Below are 22,173 nucleotides of genomic sequence, written 5' to 3'. Positions count from 1 at the left end.
ATAAATATCAAAAAGTAAGATTTATAGGATAAATTCTAGCTAACAACATCTATACCAATTCCATTAATCTCTTGATCTATTTCATCCAGCATTTGCGTTATGGCATAAAATAGATCTGTTTCAAAAGGCTGTCCGTAATGCTGTAACCATTCGTCATCATCCTTACGAAAAACATACATTGAAGTCTTTTCCTTATTAAATAAAGTATAGGTATTCGGGGCCATATTCCCTGGCCTTATTTCAACTAATACAGTGCGCTGAGTCCTGTTATAATTGAGCATGGCGTTAATGCGATAAGGAGTCAAGTCTTTCATCACTTTTTCTTTTTCAATTGCACTTGGAAATACTCATCAATCTTCTTTTTGAAGGTCTGAAGCTCAGTATTCATTTGATCCATCCACCTCACCCGGTCATTAATACCTGAATATGGATCTCGAACTGCAAAATCACTTGAATTATTACGTTTTCCATCCCTCTCACGTGAATACAATTCCCTTGCAACCTCTTGAAACTCCTCCGGAGTATACCACTTGCCAGCTGACTTATGATATATCCAATATCCACTAACCCTTGCCTCCTTAATTAGAATCTCAAAATTAGCAGGCATCGCAGCATCTTCCCTCTGCTTGTTCAACATAAAATTATTCATGGCACATCAAAATTACTAAGTTTTTTAGTATTTATGCAAGAGGCAGAATAAAATGTTACAATAAAAGGCAGCCAAAAAAATTAACTGCCTTTACTTAGGTTAATGAATGGAGAGAATAATACTTTTTAATAATCATGCTTGTTATACGACTGAACTAACAACACTAGAATTCCAACTAAACAGATAACAATGATAATCCCAAATAAAAGTAATACGAATACCATATGTTTTGAAAATTTTATCGAAGGTATGCATAAGAATTTAGTGGATCTTCATACTATTGAAAATCAAGTATAAATACTTATCATTTTGAGTATTTATATCTTAAAAAAATATTAATATTAATACTAATTTTATAAAGTCTTATTGCAATAACGGTTAACACTTAAGCGAGGTATAAATATCTCGCTTTTTTTATATATTAGTGGAAATTTAATATCTCCGTCCTAGGAGGCTTATAGTTAGTGTTTAAGCGAGGATCTAACCCTCCTCGCTTTCCTTTAATATTATGATATCTTTAGAAGAACTTAAACAATACTTCGAATCCCAAGATCTCCCTACAGAGATCAGAATTGCACCGCACATGTATGTCACTAATGTAGCTGGATTCCTAAGAGTGAGTATTAATGCTTGTGAAAGTTGGAAAAAAGAAATAGAAAGATGCCCTTCTTATTTGATGTTGATCAAGTTGAAAGAAGCATTGGAGAAAAGGTAAAATTTTATTAAATTAGAATTGTTTATATCTTACTTAATGTAACATCTACCTAATTTAGCATTTTTATTGATTACATTAATAGCGAGGCGCCCACTTCGCTATTATTATAAAAATTCTATAAATTACGTTTTAATTATGCTATATTGCCAGCATATTCTAAATGTCCGATAATGGGACTATATAAACTTTTATGTCTAATATAGTTTTGATAAGAGCTTTTAGCCTAAAAAAGCTCTTATATGCAACATTTTATAATTGAATACAATACGACAGATAGATTGTGGATTTGCATTCATCCAGATTCAGGAGTTTATTGTCAATTCAAAGAACTGAATTTCAATAGAACAAATCATTTTATGTTGTTTGAGTACAGTACTTTCCCGCTTGATGGACTTAATGAAATAGTAGATCAAATGATTAGTTGGCTCCATGAACACCATTCGGATAAGTTATAGCTAATTGATAAACTTATTTTTTAAATTACGTTTTATCAAAACTATTTTAAATTATCAATTTTTTGACCGAATTGATGTTCTCTATAATCAATCCCCCATTGAGCAATAGCATCAATAGTAGGCTCTAGAGTACGTCCTAATTCTGTAAGTTCATATTCAACTGTTATGGGTTTTGTATTTAAGACTTTCCGTGTTATAAGCTGATTAATTTCTAAATCTTGTAATTCCTTCGATAACATTTTAGCACCAATTCCATCGATTTCTCTTTGAAGATCCATAAATCGCATCTTACCTCCGTACAGTAAAGTACCAAGTATATGAATTTTCCATTTACCATTAATTATTGACATGCTATCTTTCACTGCATTTGTTCGAAATCGACAAAATGCAGGAGCTTGATTATTTGATTTCATAGTTTAAAATTATGCAAATATACCTTAAAGATCGACCGATTAATCACCTACTTTCCAACAAGATAGTACTTTCCAATAGGAAAGTGATAGTAATCGTAAAATAACATGTTGCTAGTTTTGTCATCAGTAATTAGCTTAAAATAAATAATAACTATGGCAACACACACAAGAAAAATTGTTGACAAGATGCTTGAAGCATTTCGCAAAAAAAACATTCCAGAAGTAGTAGATGCATTTTCGGAGGACGCAGTATTAATATATCATGGAACAAAGACAATGCCTGCAGCTAGATTTAAAGGAAAAGATGGAGCTCAAATGTTTTTCGAATTTAATATCAATGCATTGGAAGTTGTATTCTTCAATGCAAATAAATTTATAGAACAAGATAATAATGTTGTAATTATTGGCAATGAACATTTCATCACCAAAGAAAATGGTCAACACCTTAAAAATTCATGGGTACAAATATATACAGTAACAAATGGTTTAATATCAAAAATGGAAGAATTTGCAACCTCTGCTCTACCGGAGGAGTACGGAGGCAATGATCCACAATAAAAATTATACATATGATATTAGTAACTGGAGCGACAGGAAATTTAGGTAGTAGTGTTGTACAACAACTTAAAAAACATATTTCAAATGAAGATTTCATTGTTACATCAAGTAATCAAGAAGGAGTAGAATTACTTACTTCTCAAGGGTTAAAAGCTCGTTTGGCAAACTTTAATAATCAAAAAACATTAGATATTGCCTTTAAAGGTATAACGAAATTGTTGCTGATTTCAACAATGGATAAATCTCGTTTTGAACAACATAAAAAAGTTATAGATGCAGCTAAAAATCAAGGCGTACTTCACATAGTATATACCAGTCTGGCAATAAGAGATATACAAACTTCTGGAGTTAAAGATTTAATGATTAGCCATTTTCAAACAGAAGATTATATTAAAGAAAGTGGGTTGGTGTATACTATATTGAGAAATACTATGTATGCTGATGCTTTACTTCAAATACTAGGACCTAATGTTTTAGAAAAAGGAATTAATATTCCTGGAGGAAATGGAAAAGTACCTTATGCTTTACGTCGGGAAATGGGCGAAGCAACAGCCAACTTACTACTGCAAGAAGGACTTGGAAACAGAACTTACGATTTCACAGGTTCAAAAAGCTTTAGTTATGCTGAGGTTGCTTCTGAACTTTCTAAGTTAAGTGGTAAAACAGTTTTATATAATAATATCACAGATGACAATTTCAAGTCAAACTTGAAGGAAACTGGATTACCTGATTTTGTTATTTTCTTACATTCAGGTACAATTTACGATATAAAAACGCACCAGTATGAAATAGAAAGCAAAACTTTAGAAGAACTTTTGGGAAGGAAGACAGCGTCTTTGGATTCTTTTATGACAGAATTATTTAAAATTTAAATATAAACTTATCGAAATGAAAAACTTTGTTTTATTACTCAGAGCCAATACAAATATGTCAGCTGAAGCTTTCTTCGATTCTCAAGAAATCAAATTAAGGGCTGAATGGCTTGAAGAGATCCAAAAAAAAAATATCGTTGTTAATTTGGGCGGAACAATGCCTCCTTCTCCATCTATGGCTACAACTATATTTGCTGATGGTTCGATTAGAGAAGGAGCCTTCTCAGAAATAAGCCATTTTCTTACCGGCTATTTAGTCATTAAAGCCGAGAATTTAGAGTCTGCAAAAGAAGTTGCCAGTTCTAACCCTATCTTAAAAGCAGGTGGAAGCATAGAAATTAGAGAAATAATGCTTAGATAAGCGTTTGTAAATTATATTGTTTTTTGCTATAAATCGAATACAAAAATTAAAATAAGTTTTATCTATAAAAAATGAATATTATAGAAGCATTGAATTGGAGATACGCGACAAAGCGAATGACCGGAGAAAAACTGGAAAAAGATATAATTGATCAGATAATAGAAGCAATTCGATTGGCACCAAGTTCAGCCGGCTTACAACCTATACATATTTATGTAATTTCTGATCCTAAAGTTAAATCAGAAATTCTACCTCTTGCATTGGGACAGCCTCAAATTGTAGAATCTTCTCATTTATTGGTGTTTACATCATGGAATAAGATAACTAATGAAACTATAGAAAGAGTACATATAGCTATGAATGAGCTACGCAATTTACCTATAGAAACAACTAGCCAGACGGAGTTAAATCTCAAAAATTTGTTTAGTACATTTTCTGAGGAAGAGCAATATCATCATACTGCCAAGCAAGCTCACATTGCAGTTGGAGTTGCTATCGTAGCCGCAGCACAATTAGGTGTAGACGCAACACCTATGGAAGGTTTTGATAAACAAGGAATAGAGGAGTATTTAAGATTAAAAGAAAAAGGTTTGAGATCGGTTTTATTATTAGCTTTAGGTAAACGCAAAGCTGATGAGGACTGGTTACTTCCGTTAAAAAAATACCGTCAAACAAAATCAGAATTAATAACTGAGATTTAGAATTAATTGATCTTGAAAAAGATCTATATCATTAGATTTACGTGATTTTTCAAGATCAATTAATATATAATTAAAACTATCAATTACCAAATAGTTTCTTACTCAAAACCCAAACAACAACTACAACCCCTAAACTTATCCCAATCCACCAAAATATAAAACTCCAGTTATCCGGTTCACTTTCTTTACTAACCTGTGATACCGACACCTTCTTTCTGTCTTGGCTATTCACAGTAGCTTCCTTGTTGATTTCATTATTAGTTTTGCTTTCCTGTTGATCTGTTTTATTTTTATTCTCAGTGTGGTGAATCTTTTCAGATATTGTTGTTTTTTCTCCCGGCTGATCAACTCGGACATTCAATTGATTTGATATTGAATCTAACATTAATGATATTTTTGTGCCAGCCGAATCTTTCAGTAATATTTCTAAGCCCTTAGGAATTCTCTCTAATGGAATTGATCCTTTGATAGTGCCGCCTTTCTTTTCGGTAATAGTCGTTCTCTCAGTTTCAGTAACTATCGTCCCTTTATCGATAGATAAGTTCTTGCCTATCGAATCAGTCTTAATACTTTCTCTAGAAATGCTATCCTTTTTTTGAGATACTTCAAATGATACCTTTTCAGATTTCTTTGATGACTTACGGAATAGGCCACACCCTGAAAGTGTGAGCATGGCCAATAATATCAATAACTTACTACTCATGGTTCAATATTCTAGTTAATGAATCAACAGAGTTTTTAAGCTCATTCATACTTTTTATCATCTCTACATTAGAACTTCTTTCCAATTCACCAGCAGTTCCAGATGATATCATTACCGTAGTGGCTGCCATTACGATTATAAACAATGCTATTCTCTTCATTTTGTCACCCTTTCTATTAATTTATCTATGTTAGACTTGGTGTTATCCACGCTATCTTTAATCGGCTGCAATTGCTCCCTCACAGATATAGGTACCTGTCTTCTGACTTCATCGGTTATCTGCTTGCTCATCTGCTGTGTTATGCGGATATTCTCATTCTTAGCGTCTACGAATAGCCAAATGAATAAGAAAGCAATTACCGTCATAACAGAACACAAGAAAGCCATAGGATTATCCTTAATCCATTTATAAATCTTACCTAAGTCGTTTACCCTATTCCCGATGTAGTCTTCGTTTTCTTTCATTATAAAATCACATAATAATTACCATTACTATCTTTTGCACTTTTTTTCACAATCAAAGATTGCCATGTATTACCAAATGTCTTTTCAAAGTGTGGGTAGTCTTTAAAGCTTTTCCAATCTCCACCCCATGTCCAGCCTTTTGATTTAAAAAAATTAACAACCTTCATAAAATTTATGTCTAAAGCCCAACTTGCGGTTTCGAAAGATCCATTATTATCCTTGTCATATAGAATAACTATATCAAAGGCTAATCCGTAATTATGAATGCTCTGTCCTCCTTTTGCATTAGTGACTTTAGGACGTTTGCTGAATAATTCATCCTGTTCTTTGAATGTCCTGAGAGTCTGAGACAATCTTAATCTAACCCCTTTTGGTAAGGCTGTATTAATCTGGAGATATATTTCTCTTACCTCCTCTCTAATTTTTGGATGCATAAGCTCAATTCTTGCTAAGGTTATCTCATCCGCATATTGCAATCTTATATCTGCCATGTTCACTCCTTATATTTTAATCTTCAAAATCAATACCTCTACATCTTTCCCATTGTCTACGGATGTGGTTTCATATTGCGCTACAATATTACCCGTTGTTCCTGCATGAATAGCAAGTTTTGAAAGCGATAAAAATTCAGGCGTTGTACCGTTATATAAGCATGCTCCTTGAACGATATATCTATATCCCGAAGCAACAGCACCTCCATCCAAAACGGCCACACCAGCGCTAATTGTTGCACGCAATGTGATGAGCTGAATTTTATCATCAACATATTTTTTTGGAATTAAATCGTTGGCTTCAAACGCACCCGTATAATCGCCTCCATAATAAGCACGCCCCGAAAGCATTACTGATCTTGCGGTTGCTCCATTAGGAGTCAAGAAGGTCATACGAATTTGTGCGGTTGCAGAACCATCAGCTGTGCGGATAGTTAGCCCCCCACTGGTGTTAACATCTATAGTAGCGTATGTATTCGCTGCTGGGTTAAATGTTATGCCAGTTGGTCTATACGTGGCCTGACTGTTTACAGAGGCGTATGCTGTAAACCCTTGATTTGATCGCAAATAGTTCACAAAGGTCTTGTTGCCATCAACTGTTTGATTAGCTGTTAAATCAACCCTGTCTGTATACGCTGTATTCCATTGAGTTGAATTACCACCAGTTGCTGTCACGACTCCATTGACATCTAATTTAGTTGATGGTGCTGTAGTTCCAACACCTACATTTCCATTTTTTAATATCTTGACTTGAGCGGTAGCGTTAGCCCATAATTCAAGGTCATGATTTGATTCTGTTCCAATAACACCACTTGTACCGGTATAACTAAGAATATTGCTAACTCCTAAACCAGAGCTCTTTAATGCTTTATCTGTAGCAGCGCCTCTATCAGTCACTGATTGGAGCGTTTCACCAGTCGAAGGAGCTCCAAGAAAAGCATTCACTCTCTCTTTATTAGAAGGATGCCATTTGCCGTCTGCACCATATGCAAGTATATAATTGTTAATTGGCACTTCATCTGATGAATATTGTTGTCCTCCCCAAATTGGCGCATTACCACTGATAGCAATCGGCCATGTTCCTGATGCATTAGAACCGTCTGAATTGGCTTTCCCAGCCAGTGCCGTATTCATCTGATCTAACCGAACAAGACCTTCCGGATTGATAGCGGGACCTGCTTTTATTTCTCCAGGGGAACTTGATGACGCTGCAGATCGAATAGCAACAGTGCTGGGCGTAGCATTATCTGATGCAAATAGTTCGCTCCAGACTGAAGGACTAAGAGCGTATAATACACCTCCTGATGTTAAACCCATGTCGCTAGGTAATATCTTCCTGGTTCCGCCTTTACCGGAAGAATTACCCACAATAAAAAGTCCATTGGAAACATCAAGATCTCCAGGTGCAATAATAACAGATCCAGTCTTACCATTAACAGATGTAACCTCATTGCTGTTAACGGACTTATACCACTTGCCATCGGCACCGTATACTGCCCAATCCCCAACTTTGAAAGTAATATTTCCATCTCCTAGGTTAACAGTACCTGCAGTTGTAACTTCATACACCATTCCTGCATTGCCCGTACCATTGCTTAACGTTGGTGTGTTAGTCGCAGCATTCCATGGTCCCTCGACTGTCATTACTGAATTAGGAAGTTGATTAGCCGGGACTTTTCCGCCGCCATCCAAAGTAGCGACCCCATTTGAAACTCCCTTTTCGCTTGTAGATATTTTCGCAGCCAATGCAGCTTCGAGCCCCTCAATCGTATTGATGGCCTGAGTACCTGTGTGATTAGCCCGATTTTTAGCTGCTGTAATCATTGCATCGATCTCAGCGTCTGTATATCCTGTGCCGACTTTCCAAAAACCAGCACCCTGATATATAGCTAGACTCGTGGCTGTTCCGTCTTTGAATGTAGCTATTGCGCCTACTTTGGCCGGATCGTTATCACCGATATCCAACAATTGCAAGCTTTCAAAATAAGGTGGAAAAAATGCTTCTGTTATTTCTAAATTGGCATCTCTTGCAATCCTGTCCTGATCTGAAAATCTATTATATTCTTCTAAGGCCATATTATCCTCCTACATATTTAATCCACATTCCACCTTTACTCTTAGGTCTAATATCTATTGGCGTGGATGCATCCGATAGATTAACCGTAATAGGCCCTATATCAACATTAGCTCCTGAGCCACCTGTTAACATTCTCCAGATACCATTAGAAAGAAATGATAAGTTCCAAATTGTGTTATTTCGTGAACTCCCTGCAGATCGATCACTTACAGCTTTAACTCCAAAACTGCCTTGCTGATTAGACTTTAAAGTCACAGAGTTTGATCCATATACTTTTCCTGACTCGGATGGAGCTACAGCTAGTGGAAGGTAATCTCTCCATTCGGCGTCCTCTTCCCATCCGGCCGGAAGCGGTAAACCACCAACCCACCATATCCGTGCATTATTAGTCCCACTAACTGTAGGTTTAAAAACTGACACTATAGATTCTATTTCTGTAAGCCTATCCATGATTGGCTGAAGATTTCCACCACCACCACCGGATCCTTGCATGCCATCAGGGTATAAAACAACTTCCTCTCCTGCGTTTAATCTAAAATCAAGGATAGTAACCGTTCCATCAATCTCATTATATGCTACTTCACCTTTTCTGAAGGTCGCATTTTGAAGTTGTGTGGTGCTAATTGGATAGTCCTTTTTACCCAGCAAACGAACATCTGATATGATGGTGTTTGACCCTTCAATAGTTACCTGGTCATCTCCAAGAGATACTTTAAAAGGACTGCCGACTAAAGTTGTGACGCCACCGCCACCTCCGCCTGATCCGAAAGGCATTTGACTAACATTTGCTTTCTGTAGCTTTGCAGAGTCTGTATTCCAGACATAGATCATGTCATCAGACTTGATTTTTTGGTCTAATGGATATGGTTCCAGCTCAATGAGCTTCTTTTTTACATGTTCATCTGCCATTTTATAGTTGTTGTAAAAGTTTTACCATTACATTTTTCTTAGGTTTATTAGCCAGTTCACATGTATATATGAAAGGCTGTCTGACATTTCTCGATAACTTTACTATTCTCTTTTGTGTCAATATTCCCATATCAGGTTCTTCAATTGTAACGCTGTCTGCAATTCTTAAAGTTTTCCCTGTTCTTTTGAAATAAAGAGGGTTACAGACTACAGAGTATGTATCATTTTCTGATGGATCATTACGTTGGTCCATATATTCAATAGCTTTCTGTCTCAGCGCCTGTTCCGCAGCGGTAACCCATGCGTTTGACATTCTGATATCGAATACAAAAAAAGTATCTCCTACCTCCGGCTTTATATCAGCATTTGGAACTTCCCAAGCTTTATCCTGTGTATTTTTATTTATCGTAAAGGTTTTGGAGGTATGATTATAGCTACTGATTTCGAACTCATATCCCGCCAACTGCCCTGTTTGAAATGAAAGCTTAGCTTTAACTTCCGAGATCAATTGAGAGTTAATATCAAAAGGAAAATTAGCATCTGTAAACCTTAGGATATTCCCCGAATCCACTGACGTGATTGTCCCTAAGTTCATTGGAAATACATCATCAAAAGTCATACTATCTTCCCAGATACCATATTGCTCTGTTTGTCTTTCTATATAAGGAAGATCTCCAACGGTTAACCTTGTCAGACCTCTTCTGTATGGATTAGGTAAGTTTTTATCTGAGCCATATACATATAACCGGGTTACAATATTGCTGTTATCCTGAGGCTTCTTTTCAAGAGAATAGAGAGCTTCTCCTTCTCCCTGTTTCATCACTAAGCCAGTTGCACTTTGTTTTCTGTATAGATGGATCGTCCGCCCTTCAATTAACCATTCTGTATCGAACGCTTCCGCCAGGGTAGATAAGGCTTCAAGGCAGTTTTGATTATCAAAGGAAATATTCTTTATTTCGCTATCTACAACATACCCAAGTTTCCAACCTTCATCAGGGAAAACTCTTTCTATATTTCTCCAAAGCAAAGTCATGAATGTTTCTGCCTTATCATTAATGAAAAATGGATTTTTGAAGTACTGACCAATCAGATTGCTTTGGAGAAATTCAACCCGGCCAAGCTTACACTGTTCACCTTCCATAGATAGCGTATATTGGTAATCCCTTTTCCCTTCTTTGCTAACTGCTGGAATCTGAGTTAAGTAATATGTTTCTCCAAGGATCTCTGCATAGTCCATCCTTTTGAACTCTCTATAATATGGCAGCTCAAAAGAAAGATTAATGAAATTTCCTCCTGATACTTCTTTCTCTTGAGTAACCGTATCCATCGGCTCTACCACAGCAATAATTGATATACCTCTTTTAATCGTTATCATGTCTTACTGAATTAGGTAGTTGCCATCGTGATCAATCAGGTAAACAGCTTCAATGTTGTCTGTCCAGTTAGCCTCTCCAAACACCAAATCAAACTTTATCCATACTTCCGGTTTTCCGGATAATGGAGTGAGCTTGCGAATGTTACGCTGCTCTTTATAATACACCCTATAATCTTTACCTAGATCTGTGATTGATAGTTTATGAGTTCCACTATTGGAAAGCTCAGTAAACAAAGCATTGTACTTCGTCCAAAAGTCCTCAACCGAACTTGCGGTTAACGCACAATTTAGCGTGAACTCACGCGAATTAAACCGCGGGTCCTGCAAATCAATATCCAACCCATTCTTATCAGTAAAATCATGAGTCATGGAGTCTTTCCGAGAAGGATATGCAAGGAAGGAATTACTTCCTCCTTCAACCACAACTCCGAAGATTGTATACAGGTCGTTATTATTTAGTTTGTATTGTGAGGTCATTATTTCTGAAATACATTAATTGAAGACTCATCAAGCTGCTGCACAAATACATTGGCATCACCGTGAATTTCCACCATTGCTATAGAACTATCATTTCCAAATACATTTATCTGAACATCGTTTGTGCCATATACCTGGCATACGGTGTAACCATCTAAATGAATGCCTATTGTACCTCCAAAGGCAATTACTAAGTTTGGATTATCAAGACTGTATTTACCTTGCAGGTATACTCCGGAAGCAAGTAGTTCTGATTCATATGCCTTCAGGATTTCTAATGATGGAAAGCTATTTTCCATACAGAACTCTATCCCTTGCGGAGATTTGAGTAATGAAATTAAATCCTGAACGCTATTTGCGATCTTCACCCCATTTACTCCAAAGTCGCAACTCAATGATGCCAATATGTATTTTTTAAGCTCTTCCATTAAAATCCAAATTTTCCTGCAGCCCTTAACTGCATGTCTAAGTTTCCCTTTGTGTTAGATTCAATACCTTTGAGATAGGGTAAATAGTTACTTGCATTATCTGCTGTAACACGTGTGTTTCGTTCAATGAGAATCAGCTGTGTCAAATGAGATTGAGCTGCATCTACACATTGCTTTAAGGTCATGTCCGTGTTTTTTTGAAGCTGAATTAATTCTGACAAATGTGCTCTCATTGCACCCGTTTGCCCAGCAAGCAGATCAATACTTTCTTGGCTTGCTCTGGCATAAGCTCCGCTTAGGGAATTTGAATTTTCATTTTTATTGGAATCGAAACCAATTGCATCCTTAATTGCACTTAATCTTTCTTGGCCATCTTTATTAATTTTGTCCCAAGCTTGCTTTAAAGCATCTTTTTCATCAGATGTGATTCCATCCTTAGCCATAACATCAAACGCTTCATACCATCCCTGTAAAGACTCTTCAAGATATTCACGAGAAAACCTTTGCATCAGGTAGTTTTCCATAATTTTATCAAACCCTTTCGACCAAGCCTCTGCAGCATCCTCCCCACTATTTAGAAATAGATTTTTAACATCGCCTAATAAACTCTGAAAAGATGTACCGGTGGTTTCCTCGCGCAGCTTATTCATAGTGTTGACATATAAGTCAATTTGATTTTGAAGCTGCTCAATCAGACTTCTAGTAAAGTCATCAGTTTTTCCTAAATCGGCCTGTAGCTGTAATGCTTGGAGTTCTTCCCGGGCTTTGGAAATGTCTTTAGTGAAGTCAGAAATAGAATCTATTTTTGCATACCTTGAAAGATTCTTTAAAACCTCATAGGCTTTTACCCCTTCTACAGAAGCTGTCTTAAACGACTTTTGAATTTCTTTAGCAGACTCACCATTATTTACTCGTCTAAGAATATCATTTGTGAAGTCATCATAATTCATCAGATATCTTCCAGATAATTGTTTATTTATCTCGGCATAGTTGTCTTTAATAGAATTTAATGAGGATGCATACTTTTCAATTCGGGCAACTCCATAAATGTCATTAATCAACTCAAGCTGTCTTTCCAGTAGCTTAGTAATTGCTTCTGTAGATTTTAATTGAAGTTCATTTTGCTTTTCAATTTCTTCCTGTCTATCCTGATTGCGCTTCTCTCTAGCTTTATCGAACATACTTGTGAGGGTGGAGTATACACCTACAACCGTTCCAACAAGAGGTGAGACCTTACCAACCTTACTTAAGATTTGGCTCAGTTTTTCATATTCTTTTTCTCCTTTTAATGATTCTCCTAAGGTTCGGGATAATTGACCAGCTTGTAGAACCATATTACTTATAGTTTTTAGCGATTTGCCAAGAGATCCTTCCAGTTGTAAGGCAGATTCTATTAACTGATCGAAACCTTGTAGTGCATTTGCAACATTGTCATATAGGCCCATATCTGCCTCAACACTAGCTTTACGTAGAGGTTCATCCAATAATTTTTCTAATTCCTTCCTCTGGGATGAGGTAAGTTGCATACCGTTCAGAATGTTTTTTATTGTTTCTCTTCCAAGTTTTAGTGCTTGTGGCAAAACAAATGCACCAGCTTCCTCTATGAATTTCATAGATTTCTTAAAATCAGAGTTTGATTCTATGAACTGACGGTTTGATTCTTTTTTATCCTCTTCTAATCCTTTTAAAAGGATAGCTTTTCTTTCCTCATATTCCTTTCGGGTAATACTTGTCTTATTCTCTTCTAATTGCTTGAAAGCTAATTGATATTTATTGTCAATTTCCTTCAACTTATCAGAATGAGTTTTAGCCAAATCCATAGCTTGAATAAATCGAGCTAAATCAGCATCTCTCAATTTCTTTTCGTAAGCGATCTGTTCATTTGTTAAGTAATCAAGTCTTTCCCTTTCTGCTGCGGTTCTTTTTGAAGTATCTATTGAAGCGAGTTCACCCATCTCTTTTTCAATTAACTGACCATACGTTTTACTCAGATCAAGTTCTTTTGAAAATCTTTCACGTGCTTTTTCCTCACCAATTTGAAGTTTTGTCTGCTCGAATTGCTCGTATAGAGATTTTTGCTGATTGAGATTATCAATCAGATATCTTGTGTCGATTCTTTTGTTAGCTTCAGAGATTTCAAAATCCTCATTCCCTTGAAGACTCCCTGTATCAACTCTTAAACCCTTATTTTTAGGATCAGCATAAAACTTTCTGACTTCTTCTCTGATCTTAGCATATTTATCACGAATAGAAGCTACTTCCTGTTCATCTCGAGACAACTGCCCTCGTAGCGATTGCTCATTAAGTTGATCAATAGACAACTGCAATGCTCGCTGCCTTTCCATAGCTTGGCGACGGGCTTCTGCTTCTCGTTCCGCTTTATTTCGTGCTGCTTCTGCTTCTCGTTCAGCTTTTCTTCTCTCCTCCTCTGATTGTTCAAAATCTATTTTTTCTGTAGCCTGAGGAGCTTTTGATTTCATGAAAAGTTCAATTTGCCACATTGAACCGCTAAGGTTTTGAATTAACTTAGTATAGTCTTCAATTTTTCTCTTACCTCCCTCTGTTAATAATCCGTCTTTTACATAAGCTTTATATTTTTCAGTAGTAACTTGTAAAGCCTGAATGGATGATCCTACTTCTTCATATTTTTCTTTGAGTTTATCATAATTAGCCGTAGAAACATTGAAACCAGATAGACCTGCAAAAGTTTCTGCAGCATCTTTATAACCTAATGTCACCTCTCTAATAGCATCTGCTTCCTTATTGTTAAAAGATATTCTTGATGTCCATTCTTGAAATGAAGAGGGAGTAATGACTTTTGACATATAGTCAGCATAATTAGCGACGAGATTAGCTATACTTACCGCAGCTTTGCCGAGTACACCATCCCCTTGTTCAATTGATAGGATGAAGTTGTCCCAGGCTATTCCAATTCTATTTAATTGTTGTTCCAGTTTGCTTGCTCCGGTTTCAAACTCCCTATCCATTGCCCCTGCTGCCTCTCCAACTTTCACTAACGCGTCACTTAAAGTAGCATAACCATTAGTTGCAAGAGTGGCAATAACCCTTTGATCTCGAACAGCGATTACCCCTGTTCTTTCCAACGCTTCGTTTACTGATCCTCCGGAAAGCGATATTCTGTTTAGTCCGTTTATATAATCTTTAAAAACAGAAGAAGCGTCTTTTTTAAATTGATCCGAGATTTCTTGAGAAGATTTACCAATAACTTTAGAAAGATCAGCGACACCTTTTCCTGTCCTGATCATCTTTTCAAACTCTCCTAAAGTTCTAGAGAAGGTAGAGCCAACAACCTCAGCTTCAAGCCCAACAGCTTTAGTAGCTACAGCATACGCAAGAACGTCCCTTCTACCAACTTTATATACCCCAGTATTCTGTGCAATTGATTCGGCATTTGAAAGGATCTCAGCTTCAGTTGCTGCGAAATTATTTCCCAGGTTTACAATTTCATCACCAAAGTCCTTCACATTCTGAACACCACCATCTACAAGCGTCAATGTTCTTGCTATAGAAGTACCTCCTTCTTCGCCTTTTATATCAGAAGCTGTTTCTAACTTTGCTAATGCTTCGGCGAAAGCCAGTAGATTGGCTCTACCTTTAACACCTAGTTGCCCGGCGACAGTAGCATATTCAAGTAATTTATCTGTGCTAACAACCTGCAGTTTTCTTGATAACTCTACTATTGCATCACCAAACTTATTAAGCTCTGCGCCTGCTAATCCGGTAGTCTTAGAAACAGACATTAGACGAGAATTGAATCCAATAACTACTGATCCACCAGCGCGAATTAAACTATACAACGTAGCAAGCAATGCAATAACTGCTCCTACAGGAGTTAAAAGAAAAGATGCAAGTCCAGCTCCTAATGATTTTACGCTTGATAGCAAAGTGCTGAACCCGGCAGCTCCCCTAGCAGCTAATTCACTTACTGAAGTCCCCATCAGCGCAAGGTTCATATTTAGTCGGGCTATGATTGGAGACATATTTTCTAATGCCTGCGCATAGTTACCAACATTACGCTGATGCTGGCCGACTGTAGCATCAATACGCTTTATTGCTTTATCTAAATATTGAGTTTGCTTTGTTAATGCTTCTGATTTCCTTTTGAGCATTTCATAAGAAGCGGAACTAGATCGACCTTGACGCTCTAATTTAAACATCTCAGCAAGTAGATCTTTGGTTTCTCTTCTAACATTATTTAATGCTTTTGAGAGCTGAGCATATTCACTATTATCAGCAAGATTCTTCTTTAGCTCCCTTTCAATTCTTGATTGTTCTTTTCTTGCAGCATTAAGCTTCCCTTGTTCAAGACGAAACTCTTGCATAGTAAGTTGTCCCTCTTTGAACTTCGTTGTTAACTCAGATTGCTCTTGTTTCTGCTTTGCCTGTTCTAAACGAGCCTGTCTAATAGCTTCAATGTTTGCAATCTGCGCCACCTTTAATCTCAAGGTGGCATTGCGAACATCATCTACGCTAGTAGTTGATTTTTTAGAATCTTCTTTAGGATTGGAGGAAGATCCCACACCAGTATTCGACAGAAGCTCGCGTAATTTTTTGCGAGCTTCTGTATCGTCTAATACTACTTTATATCTTAAATCAGCCATGAACTATCCTCAGATGTGATAGCTCAAAAATAAAGTTTCTTATATGCGTAAAACAGAAACTGTTATTGACAATTGACAATTGTCAACATCCTCTTATCTGTTACTAAACATTTGGAACATATCAACTTCCTTTTGACTGTTAGGTGTATTTTCATCTTTTGAGTAAGATGGTATGCATAACCCATATAACATTAAGTTTACATATGAGATCTTCCATTTTATGTGATCCTCATCCCAGCCTTTACTTGCTATTGCAGCGCTAATTACACTTGCCCAAGGGCTTCCGGATCCGGGAAAAGGTTTAGAGTCAGATTCTTGGATAAAGCCATAATGTCGAAAAAAGACGATAAGTCTAACCTCCGGTAGACTTCAATAAAAGCTTTATAAATTAACGACATACTCCATTGCTCAGAAATAGCTGTCAAAGTTTCAACTTCGAATCGTCTTGTTTTACTAATCGCGATCGCGATAATTTGTAGAATGGGATTGATATTATCTGATAATAAAATGTTGATCTGATCTGCCTGGGAATACTTTTGAATTGATTCAAAATTGGTCATTTGCTTAAGCAAAACTCCTATCTGCTGCACTTTACCAACAGGAATCGGTCCCACTTCAATATTAATTGAATGAGTTCGTTTCAATATTTTATTAAGTAATCCCCCTTTGGGCAATACAATAGACCCAATGTTAGTAGGAGAATCGATAAATGTATCAGCAATTTCTTGTTGTGTCATTTTCTTTTTGGTTAGATGAATAAACCCCTACTTTCCAGCTAACCAAAGTGGATTTCGGGGTTGTATTTTTATGCAACTGCTACTTTTTCATAATACCATGGAGAAACAGCATCTCCATCAGTATCACTTACAGCTTGTGCTTCTGCAGTGAAGCCCAAAGCCAGGAATGCATCTCCATCTTTGGTAAGAGCATTCTCAATTCTTCCAATTACGGATCCATTAAGAATTACAAAAACCATCTTAAACCCATCCCAAGGTTTACTTGTAACGCGAACAGCAAGATTTACTGCTGTAGTACTATCAATAGCCGCTTCAAATTTGGTCGTCGCGGTTGAAGTTGCATTACCTTTGAAAAGTAAATCTGCCATCTTTGGATCAAGATTTAAGAACTTAGCAGTTACACTTGCTCCATCACCTTCTTCTCCAATTATTGCGAAAATACCTGCTTTGTCTTCGACTTTAACTTTAGTCATAGTCTTTTCCGGAATGTTCATTGTCGCAGACCCCATTTCAATATTTTCACCTTTAACCCAGCCAGTAGCTGGTAAGGTTCCATCTGCACTCACAGGCGCAAACTCAATGGATTCTACTCCTTTTACAACAAATTGTGCCATAATTTATTCTTTGTTATATCGGGGTGCCCCGATGTTAATTTTTTTTTTAATTATCTGTCCTCAAGAATGTATACTCAACCTGGATGTTGTATAACCACTGTGTGCCAAAATTCTCTATCTGACCGGGATCTCGAAGTTTTAATGAAAAGTTAGGACCTATATATCCATCCAATTTAGATGATGCTATACGTCCGAGATATTCCATCCTCTCAATATCTGGTTGAGTATTGTCTACTACTGTAGGGTTTTCAGCTGATGATCCTGGAAGATTAGGTACATGAAAGTTAATATTCAGCACCCCTCCTTGTATCTGTTCGGCATCCCAAATCAAAGTATTAATAACACAATCCTCCTTAGTGCTGCCAAGCTTTCGTTGGAATAATCGAATTTCACCATTTATAAAATCCTCAATACCTGCGACAACCAATACCGATTTGACATCCTTCATTCCTTCTATGGAATTCTTTAATAGCTTTGCCATCATACATCAATTTCGTTAAAGGCTTGATCAAGCGACTTATCTACTTCCTTTCTCGCTTCACTTACTACTGTAAGCCCATGATTAGTTTCAACCCAACTGGCATATTCCATTCCGGCAACTAAAGTAATTCCCCAACCTGATGATTCACGTAGCTCTGCAAATGCCTTCTCACGTCCTTCTTTCAGTCCCGGCGCTTTGTCCGTCCCGTATGGACTTAATTCGAAATCCTCATGCAGCACCTTTCCATCTCGGTAAATGATGCCACCAGTTGACGATCGTAGCTGACCAGTTTGGTCGTTATAGCCTTCAGGGCGAATCTTTGACCGCTGAATTTCCAACGCACGAGTAAGAACACGCTTAAACGCTTCTAACGTTTTGCGATCCATCTCCTCGATCTGCTCATTGTAAATAGCATCAAGTTCGGATTGGGTCATATCTAATTTCATTCTAAACATAAGCTACACAATGAAGTTGCCCCCTATGAAAGATCGCAATACTGTCTTGCCACACAATCACCTCACCATCCCTATCATATCCAGTTACCACCTCGTCAACTAAGAGCATTGGAGAATCAACCGGAAGGGCAATGGTAAACTTTACATCAACCTCGGCACCATCCTTAATCTTCTTCAGGCCTGCGCTGCGGTTATTTGGGTAAAAACGGCAAGATAACTGGCTGCCGTCTTCCCTAACCAACTTATCCCGATACTGCTCTATCATCATTGTTAGTGAGTATTTGAAAGGTCCACAAATCCTGAATCGCTTGGTTCCTCATCAATTCCCCATTTCCACAACAAACGACGGCGTAAAGCTTCCAAAGCCGCAGCGTCCTGTTGAGTAAGCTGATAATCCAATTCCTTGACAGATTTAGGCTGTGTTAAAAGGAAGTCAATCAACCCCGCTCGGGATAGATCCAATGCTTTAGTCTGATCTTTATCGTTTGTATCACGTGGTGCGTCTTCCGCCAAACCGTGCTCTTCTAAAATTGTAATGACCGTTGCATCCGGGAACTTATACCCCATCGACGACACTAAGACTTCCTTTACACTTGCCATTATCCTAGCCCTTCTTTACCAAACCACGTTCAACACACAAGTCCAAACGATCCTGCTCGAAATGAGATACATCATCACCTTCAACCCATTTCTTACCAAAGTTGTCTTTGTCAGCAAATGGAGCGATGACAGTATATTTTTTAGACTTCTTGTCCTTCTCGACTTTGGCATCAGCTTTAGCCTTTGCGTCGGCCGCATCCTTGTCAGCTTTAGCCTTTGCGTCGGCCGCATCCTTGTCAGCTTTAGCCTTTACTTCTTGCTCTGCTTTTAATTTTGCATCTTCAGCACCTTGTGGTGAAGATGAGGGAACGCTTGGTTGCGTTCCCTGTTTATTTTCTTGATCTGCCATTATGCTTGTACAGTTTTAGTGTCCAACAAATAGATTTCGTCGATTGCAGTTACTACAGGAACCACGCGAGCCTGAGCACGTGTAACTTCTTTCAAGGAAGGTGTAGTTGTACGGAATTTGCTCACAAGAATGTACTCGTTAGCTTTTTGGTATTCAACCCCTGCCTGTTTGTGGTTTTCTTCCGCCAAACGGGCGTAAACCAGTTCACCAACCATTTGTGATGCAACAAAAACCATTGCTCCAGCTGCGAAAGGTTTAAACGATGTACGTTTAGCATCCTTTTCAACTTTGATTGTACGATCAACTTTAATAAAAGTAAAGCCATAACGTTTGCTAACCAAAGTATTCAACTGATCAAAGTCAAGGTTTGGAATTTGCTTGTTGCCAGTGCTGTTTTGGCTAAAAGAATAGTACTCTTTCGCTTGATCAGTGGCCGCAATAGCATTGATTGTTGCTGTGTCAGTATAAACTTGGGTGATTGTCACACCATCCACAGTTGCTTTATCGATAACTCTTTGAAAATCATCAAAAGGTTTCGCATTGACTTTATTTGAATAAAGAGCAGCAACACCAAAAAGGTGATCAGCGCGATATTTATAATCGCAGCGAACGCCTACGCCTACATTTTCTGGATCATCAACTAAGGTGATACCTGTAGAGAATCCACGTAAGAAAATAGCTTCGTTACGTTCGTAAATTGCTCCAATAGCACGAGGAGTATCTGCAAATAACTTAGCGATTACCTGACCGTTAGTTGCTCCGTTCGCAATCAAAGTGTCCAATTGAGTAAGCTCTGTTTCATTAAGAGCTAATTCAATACCCATTTTAGGGATATCACCTGAAGCTTGTGAGATAGAATCTCTAGTCTTCAAAGGAAGGCTAGAATCCATGGCCACAACATCAGCAGCAACTAGACTAAAAGAAGCAGATAGACTTTCCCATTTACCAGTTACCGAAAAAACTGGCTTTAACATTGTCGTGTGCAAGTAGACCAATGGTCTCTTTGTATCGTTCAATGTCTCGACTGTTCGTACAATAATTCCTGGGAAGAATTTTTGTACCCATTGAATAAATAGTGATTTTTCCATTAGTCCGCTCTAAAATCAATTAAAGGCTTTAATGCTTCCATTGCTTCCGCAGTTGGCTCAATGTAACATGCCTTATGGTTTACTGTTCCCCTCACTAATAATCCAGCAGCGGGTTTTGCTGTTAAGATCGAATTGATCAAAATATGCGCATACTCGTAACCTGCTGGCAAAGCTGCGTAAGCAGTTGCATCAGTGTTAACCGGCATGGGCTTATAAATATTTCCTGTCGCTGTGTCTTTAATGATAACATGCCCCGCATAAATGACTTTAGGTGTGTAACCTGTCACCTCAAGAGCACGACCACCACGAACAGACTGGAAATTGTCAACGATAATCACGGTGTCCCGTGAGGTATCGATGATTTGTTCGTCGTTGTTTAAATTTACTGTTGTTCCCATTTGAATAAACTATTGTAATCCAATTTCGCTCATCACAGAATCCAACTCTTCCTTAGTTGCTTCTTTGATTTTGCCATCTTTACCTACTCCTGCAAATGGATTATCCTTCCCTAATTTACTTTCAGCCTGTGTCTGCGTATGATTCGCAAAGTCGGTTTCAACATCAGTAAGATATGCTGTAAAGTCTTCATCAGTTGCAAAGTTCATTCGACCAAAGTCACGTAAAACCTTTGAACTGTAGTCTTTATCGGCATTTGCCAACTTACCCAGAATGAGTGATTGACGATCAGTAACGACCTTTTCGCTTTTCAATCCAGCGACTTGATCAGTCAGTGCTTTTAAAGCATCCAGGATCGCTTTATCTTTTGTTGAAACATCAGCGTCAGGTGCAGGATCCGGAACAGGTGTTGGTGGTGTAGACTGAGGTGTTGGTGTTTTCAATTTATCCAACTCAGCTTGCACGCTTCTCGCTCGATCATCTTCTTTAGCAATATCTTGAAACGGTATTGCTTCATCCAATGCCTTTAGCCTTTCCAACAATTCTTCTTCTGTTGTCACTTTGCCTTCCAATCTCTTAGCTAATGCTTCAACCCTTGCAGCTGAAAGTTGCGCGCCTCCAAAATTTGATATGAGTAGCGATCTGATAGATTTTTTTAAGTCCATTTGTCTATTTGTTTTTTAGTTATAGCCTATTTAAGACGGCCGTCTTGAATAGTTTACACCTAAGTGTTGTGCAATAACGCGCCTGAGCAACAAAAATAAAGATGAGCAGTATTGATGCGAAAGAATTGATATTGACAAATAACAATTGTCAATTAATGAGCTAATGATTTAGTGAGGAGAAAATTAGAAAGTTGCTGTTTTAATATTTGGCAATAACTACAAAAAACATAAGAAGGTTACAAAATACATAAGCATGTTACAAACAATGTTACTCAACATCATCACCATAACTACCATTTAATCAATAACTTAAATACCATGTTACTCAATCTAAGGTGTTTTTACAAACTTTTGTATAATCATAAAAAAAGCAAATCGTAATTAAGGATATACGTATGTAAATGACATACACATTAAAAATATTTATAGGGGGTTTTAGAAAAAGGGGTGTATTTTTGTAATTTGATGTAATATATCTGATTATCAATAAATTACAAAGTAACATTGGTATAAAGAT

28 protein-coding genes are annotated in these 22,173 nt (G+C 37.4%); 5 read left to right on the top strand and 23 right to left on the bottom strand.

The features are described 5' to 3' along the window. Nucleotides 1-35: 35 nt before the first annotated feature. Both B4B65_RS07390 and B4B65_RS07385 read right to left on the bottom strand, forming a co-directional pair. The gene (locus B4B65_RS07390) at nucleotides 36-314 is read right to left on the bottom strand and encodes a hypothetical protein (protein WP_293914725.1); all 279 of its coding nucleotides are present in this window, start codon (nucleotides 312-314) and stop codon (nucleotides 36-38) included. Then, complete coding sequence (locus B4B65_RS07385; RefSeq protein ID WP_293914723.1) at nucleotides 314-637, bottom strand: hypothetical protein; 324 nt, start codon at nucleotides 635-637, stop codon at nucleotides 314-316. Before B4B65_RS07385 ends, B4B65_RS07390 begins: the two co-directional genes overlap by 1 nt. A gap of 520 nt (nucleotides 638-1,157) precedes the next feature. Here B4B65_RS07385 and B4B65_RS21685 point away from each other — a divergent pair. Continuing rightward, nucleotides 1,158-1,364 carry a DUF6965 family protein gene (locus tag B4B65_RS21685; RefSeq protein ID WP_409590513.1) on the top strand — a complete coding sequence of 69 codons (207 nt, stop codon included), beginning with the start codon at nucleotides 1,158-1,160 and terminating at the stop codon, nucleotides 1,362-1,364. Between the two features lie 496 nt (nucleotides 1,365-1,860). Here the strand turns inward: B4B65_RS21685 and B4B65_RS07380 are convergent, their stop codons facing one another. Then, the gene (locus B4B65_RS07380; RefSeq protein ID WP_293914721.1) at nucleotides 1,861-2,232 is read right to left on the bottom strand and encodes a winged helix-turn-helix transcriptional regulator; all 372 of its coding nucleotides are present in this window, start codon (nucleotides 2,230-2,232) and stop codon (nucleotides 1,861-1,863) included. A 153-nt stretch (nucleotides 2,233-2,385) separates the two neighbouring features. Here B4B65_RS07380 and B4B65_RS07375 point away from each other — a divergent pair, with 153 nt between their 5' ends. The 4 genes from B4B65_RS07375 to B4B65_RS07360 all read left to right on the top strand — a co-directional run bounded on the left by B4B65_RS07375 (nucleotide 2,386) and on the right by B4B65_RS07360 (nucleotide 4,724). Then, on the top strand, nucleotides 2,386-2,790 hold the full coding sequence (locus B4B65_RS07375; protein ID WP_293914719.1) for a nuclear transport factor 2 family protein: 405 nt from the start codon (nucleotides 2,386-2,388) through the stop codon (nucleotides 2,788-2,790). 11 nt (nucleotides 2,791-2,801) lie between these two features. Beyond that, entirely contained in the window at nucleotides 2,802-3,662 is an 861-nt protein-coding gene (locus B4B65_RS07370; protein ID WP_293914717.1) for an SDR family oxidoreductase, read from the top strand. Nucleotides 3,663-3,678: 16 nt separating this feature from the next. Continuing rightward, complete coding sequence (locus tag B4B65_RS07365) at nucleotides 3,679-4,023, top strand: YciI family protein (protein ID WP_293914715.1); 345 nt, start codon at nucleotides 3,679-3,681, stop codon at nucleotides 4,021-4,023. 71 nt (nucleotides 4,024-4,094) lie between these two features. Then, complete coding sequence (locus B4B65_RS07360) at nucleotides 4,095-4,724, top strand: nitroreductase family protein (RefSeq protein ID WP_293914713.1); 630 nt, start codon at nucleotides 4,095-4,097, stop codon at nucleotides 4,722-4,724. A gap of 79 nt (nucleotides 4,725-4,803) precedes the next feature. On the opposite strand, the gene B4B65_RS07355 is transcribed toward B4B65_RS07360, so the two are convergent. The 20 genes from B4B65_RS07355 to B4B65_RS07260 all read right to left on the bottom strand — a co-directional run bounded on the left by B4B65_RS07355 (nucleotide 4,804) and on the right by B4B65_RS07260 (nucleotide 21,656). Continuing rightward, nucleotides 4,804-5,427, bottom strand: coding sequence for a hypothetical protein (locus B4B65_RS07355; RefSeq protein WP_293914711.1), 624 nt, complete (start codon nucleotides 5,425-5,427; stop codon nucleotides 4,804-4,806). After that, the gene (locus tag B4B65_RS07350) at nucleotides 5,420-5,587 is read right to left on the bottom strand and encodes a hypothetical protein (RefSeq protein WP_293914709.1); all 168 of its coding nucleotides are present in this window, start codon (nucleotides 5,585-5,587) and stop codon (nucleotides 5,420-5,422) included. Before B4B65_RS07350 ends, B4B65_RS07355 begins: the two co-directional genes overlap by 8 nt. Beyond that, nucleotides 5,584-5,892, bottom strand: coding sequence for a hypothetical protein (locus B4B65_RS07345; RefSeq protein ID WP_002992985.1), 309 nt, complete (start codon nucleotides 5,890-5,892; stop codon nucleotides 5,584-5,586). Before B4B65_RS07345 ends, B4B65_RS07350 begins: the two co-directional genes overlap by 4 nt. Continuing rightward, nucleotides 5,892-6,383 (bottom strand): M15 family metallopeptidase, encoded by a 492-nt coding sequence (locus B4B65_RS07340; RefSeq protein ID WP_293914706.1) that lies wholly within the window; start codon nucleotides 6,381-6,383, stop codon nucleotides 5,892-5,894. Before B4B65_RS07340 ends, B4B65_RS07345 begins: the two co-directional genes overlap by 1 nt. Before the next feature lie 9 nt (nucleotides 6,384-6,392). After that, entirely contained in the window at nucleotides 6,393-8,459 is a 2,067-nt protein-coding gene (locus B4B65_RS07335) for a hypothetical protein (RefSeq protein ID WP_293914704.1), read from the bottom strand. A gap of 1 nt (nucleotide 8,460) precedes the next feature. Continuing rightward, entirely contained in the window at nucleotides 8,461-9,369 is a 909-nt protein-coding gene (locus B4B65_RS07330) for a hypothetical protein (RefSeq protein WP_293914702.1), read from the bottom strand. 1 nt (nucleotide 9,370) lies between these two features. Then, nucleotides 9,371-10,744 (bottom strand): phage tail protein, encoded by a 1,374-nt coding sequence (locus B4B65_RS07325; protein ID WP_293914700.1) that lies wholly within the window; start codon nucleotides 10,742-10,744, stop codon nucleotides 9,371-9,373. 3 nt (nucleotides 10,745-10,747) lie between these two features. Beyond that, complete coding sequence (locus B4B65_RS07320; protein ID WP_293914698.1) at nucleotides 10,748-11,221, bottom strand: hypothetical protein; 474 nt, start codon at nucleotides 11,219-11,221, stop codon at nucleotides 10,748-10,750. Then, nucleotides 11,221-11,649 (bottom strand): hypothetical protein, encoded by a 429-nt coding sequence (locus B4B65_RS07315; protein WP_293914696.1) that lies wholly within the window; start codon nucleotides 11,647-11,649, stop codon nucleotides 11,221-11,223. The genes B4B65_RS07320 and B4B65_RS07315 overlap by 1 nt, the downstream gene beginning before the upstream one ends. Beyond that, complete coding sequence (locus tag B4B65_RS07310) at nucleotides 11,649-16,271, bottom strand: phage tail tape measure protein (RefSeq protein WP_293914694.1); 4,623 nt, start codon at nucleotides 16,269-16,271, stop codon at nucleotides 11,649-11,651. Before B4B65_RS07310 ends, B4B65_RS07315 begins: the two co-directional genes overlap by 1 nt. A 263-nt stretch (nucleotides 16,272-16,534) precedes the next feature. Further along, entirely contained in the window at nucleotides 16,535-17,008 is a 474-nt protein-coding gene (locus B4B65_RS07305; protein WP_293914692.1) for a hypothetical protein, read from the bottom strand. A gap of 68 nt (nucleotides 17,009-17,076) precedes the next feature. Next, nucleotides 17,077-17,622: a hypothetical protein gene (locus tag B4B65_RS07300; RefSeq protein WP_293914691.1), complete on the bottom strand. Its 546-nt coding sequence runs from the start codon at nucleotides 17,620-17,622 to the stop codon at nucleotides 17,077-17,079. Nucleotides 17,623-17,668: 46 nt separating this feature from the next. Further along, nucleotides 17,669-18,103, bottom strand: coding sequence for a hypothetical protein (locus B4B65_RS07295; protein WP_293914689.1), 435 nt, complete (start codon nucleotides 18,101-18,103; stop codon nucleotides 17,669-17,671). After that, nucleotides 18,103-18,558, bottom strand: a complete 456-nt coding sequence (locus B4B65_RS07290) for a hypothetical protein (RefSeq protein WP_293914687.1) — start codon at nucleotides 18,556-18,558, stop codon at nucleotides 18,103-18,105. Before B4B65_RS07290 ends, B4B65_RS07295 begins: the two co-directional genes overlap by 1 nt. Continuing rightward, on the bottom strand, nucleotides 18,551-18,826 hold the full coding sequence (locus B4B65_RS07285; RefSeq protein WP_293914685.1) for a hypothetical protein: 276 nt from the start codon (nucleotides 18,824-18,826) through the stop codon (nucleotides 18,551-18,553). The genes B4B65_RS07290 and B4B65_RS07285 overlap by 8 nt, the downstream gene beginning before the upstream one ends. Nucleotides 18,827-18,828: 2 nt before the next feature. Next, nucleotides 18,829-19,125, bottom strand: coding sequence for a hypothetical protein (locus B4B65_RS07280; protein WP_293914683.1), 297 nt, complete (start codon nucleotides 19,123-19,125; stop codon nucleotides 18,829-18,831). Between the two features lie 37 nt (nucleotides 19,126-19,162). Then, a complete protein-coding gene (locus B4B65_RS07275; protein WP_293914681.1) occupies nucleotides 19,163-19,507 on the bottom strand; it encodes a hypothetical protein in 345 nt (114 codons plus the stop codon). Continuing rightward, nucleotides 19,507-20,595, bottom strand: a complete 1,089-nt coding sequence (locus B4B65_RS07270; RefSeq protein WP_293914679.1) for a hypothetical protein — start codon at nucleotides 20,593-20,595, stop codon at nucleotides 19,507-19,509. The genes B4B65_RS07275 and B4B65_RS07270 overlap by 1 nt, the downstream gene beginning before the upstream one ends. Next, nucleotides 20,595-20,993, bottom strand: coding sequence for a hypothetical protein (locus B4B65_RS07265; RefSeq protein WP_293914677.1), 399 nt, complete (start codon nucleotides 20,991-20,993; stop codon nucleotides 20,595-20,597). Before B4B65_RS07265 ends, B4B65_RS07270 begins: the two co-directional genes overlap by 1 nt. A 9-nt stretch (nucleotides 20,994-21,002) precedes the next feature. Beyond that, nucleotides 21,003-21,656, bottom strand: coding sequence for a hypothetical protein (locus B4B65_RS07260; protein WP_293914675.1), 654 nt, complete (start codon nucleotides 21,654-21,656; stop codon nucleotides 21,003-21,005). Nucleotides 21,657-22,173 lie beyond the last annotated feature (517 nt).

This window comes from Sphingobacterium sp. UBA5789, from assembly GCF_002418355.1.
In the GTDB taxonomy this organism is placed as follows: Bacteria; Bacteroidota; Bacteroidia; order Sphingobacteriales; family Sphingobacteriaceae; genus Sphingobacterium.
This window is presented reverse-complemented; position numbering and strand designations above follow the sequence as displayed.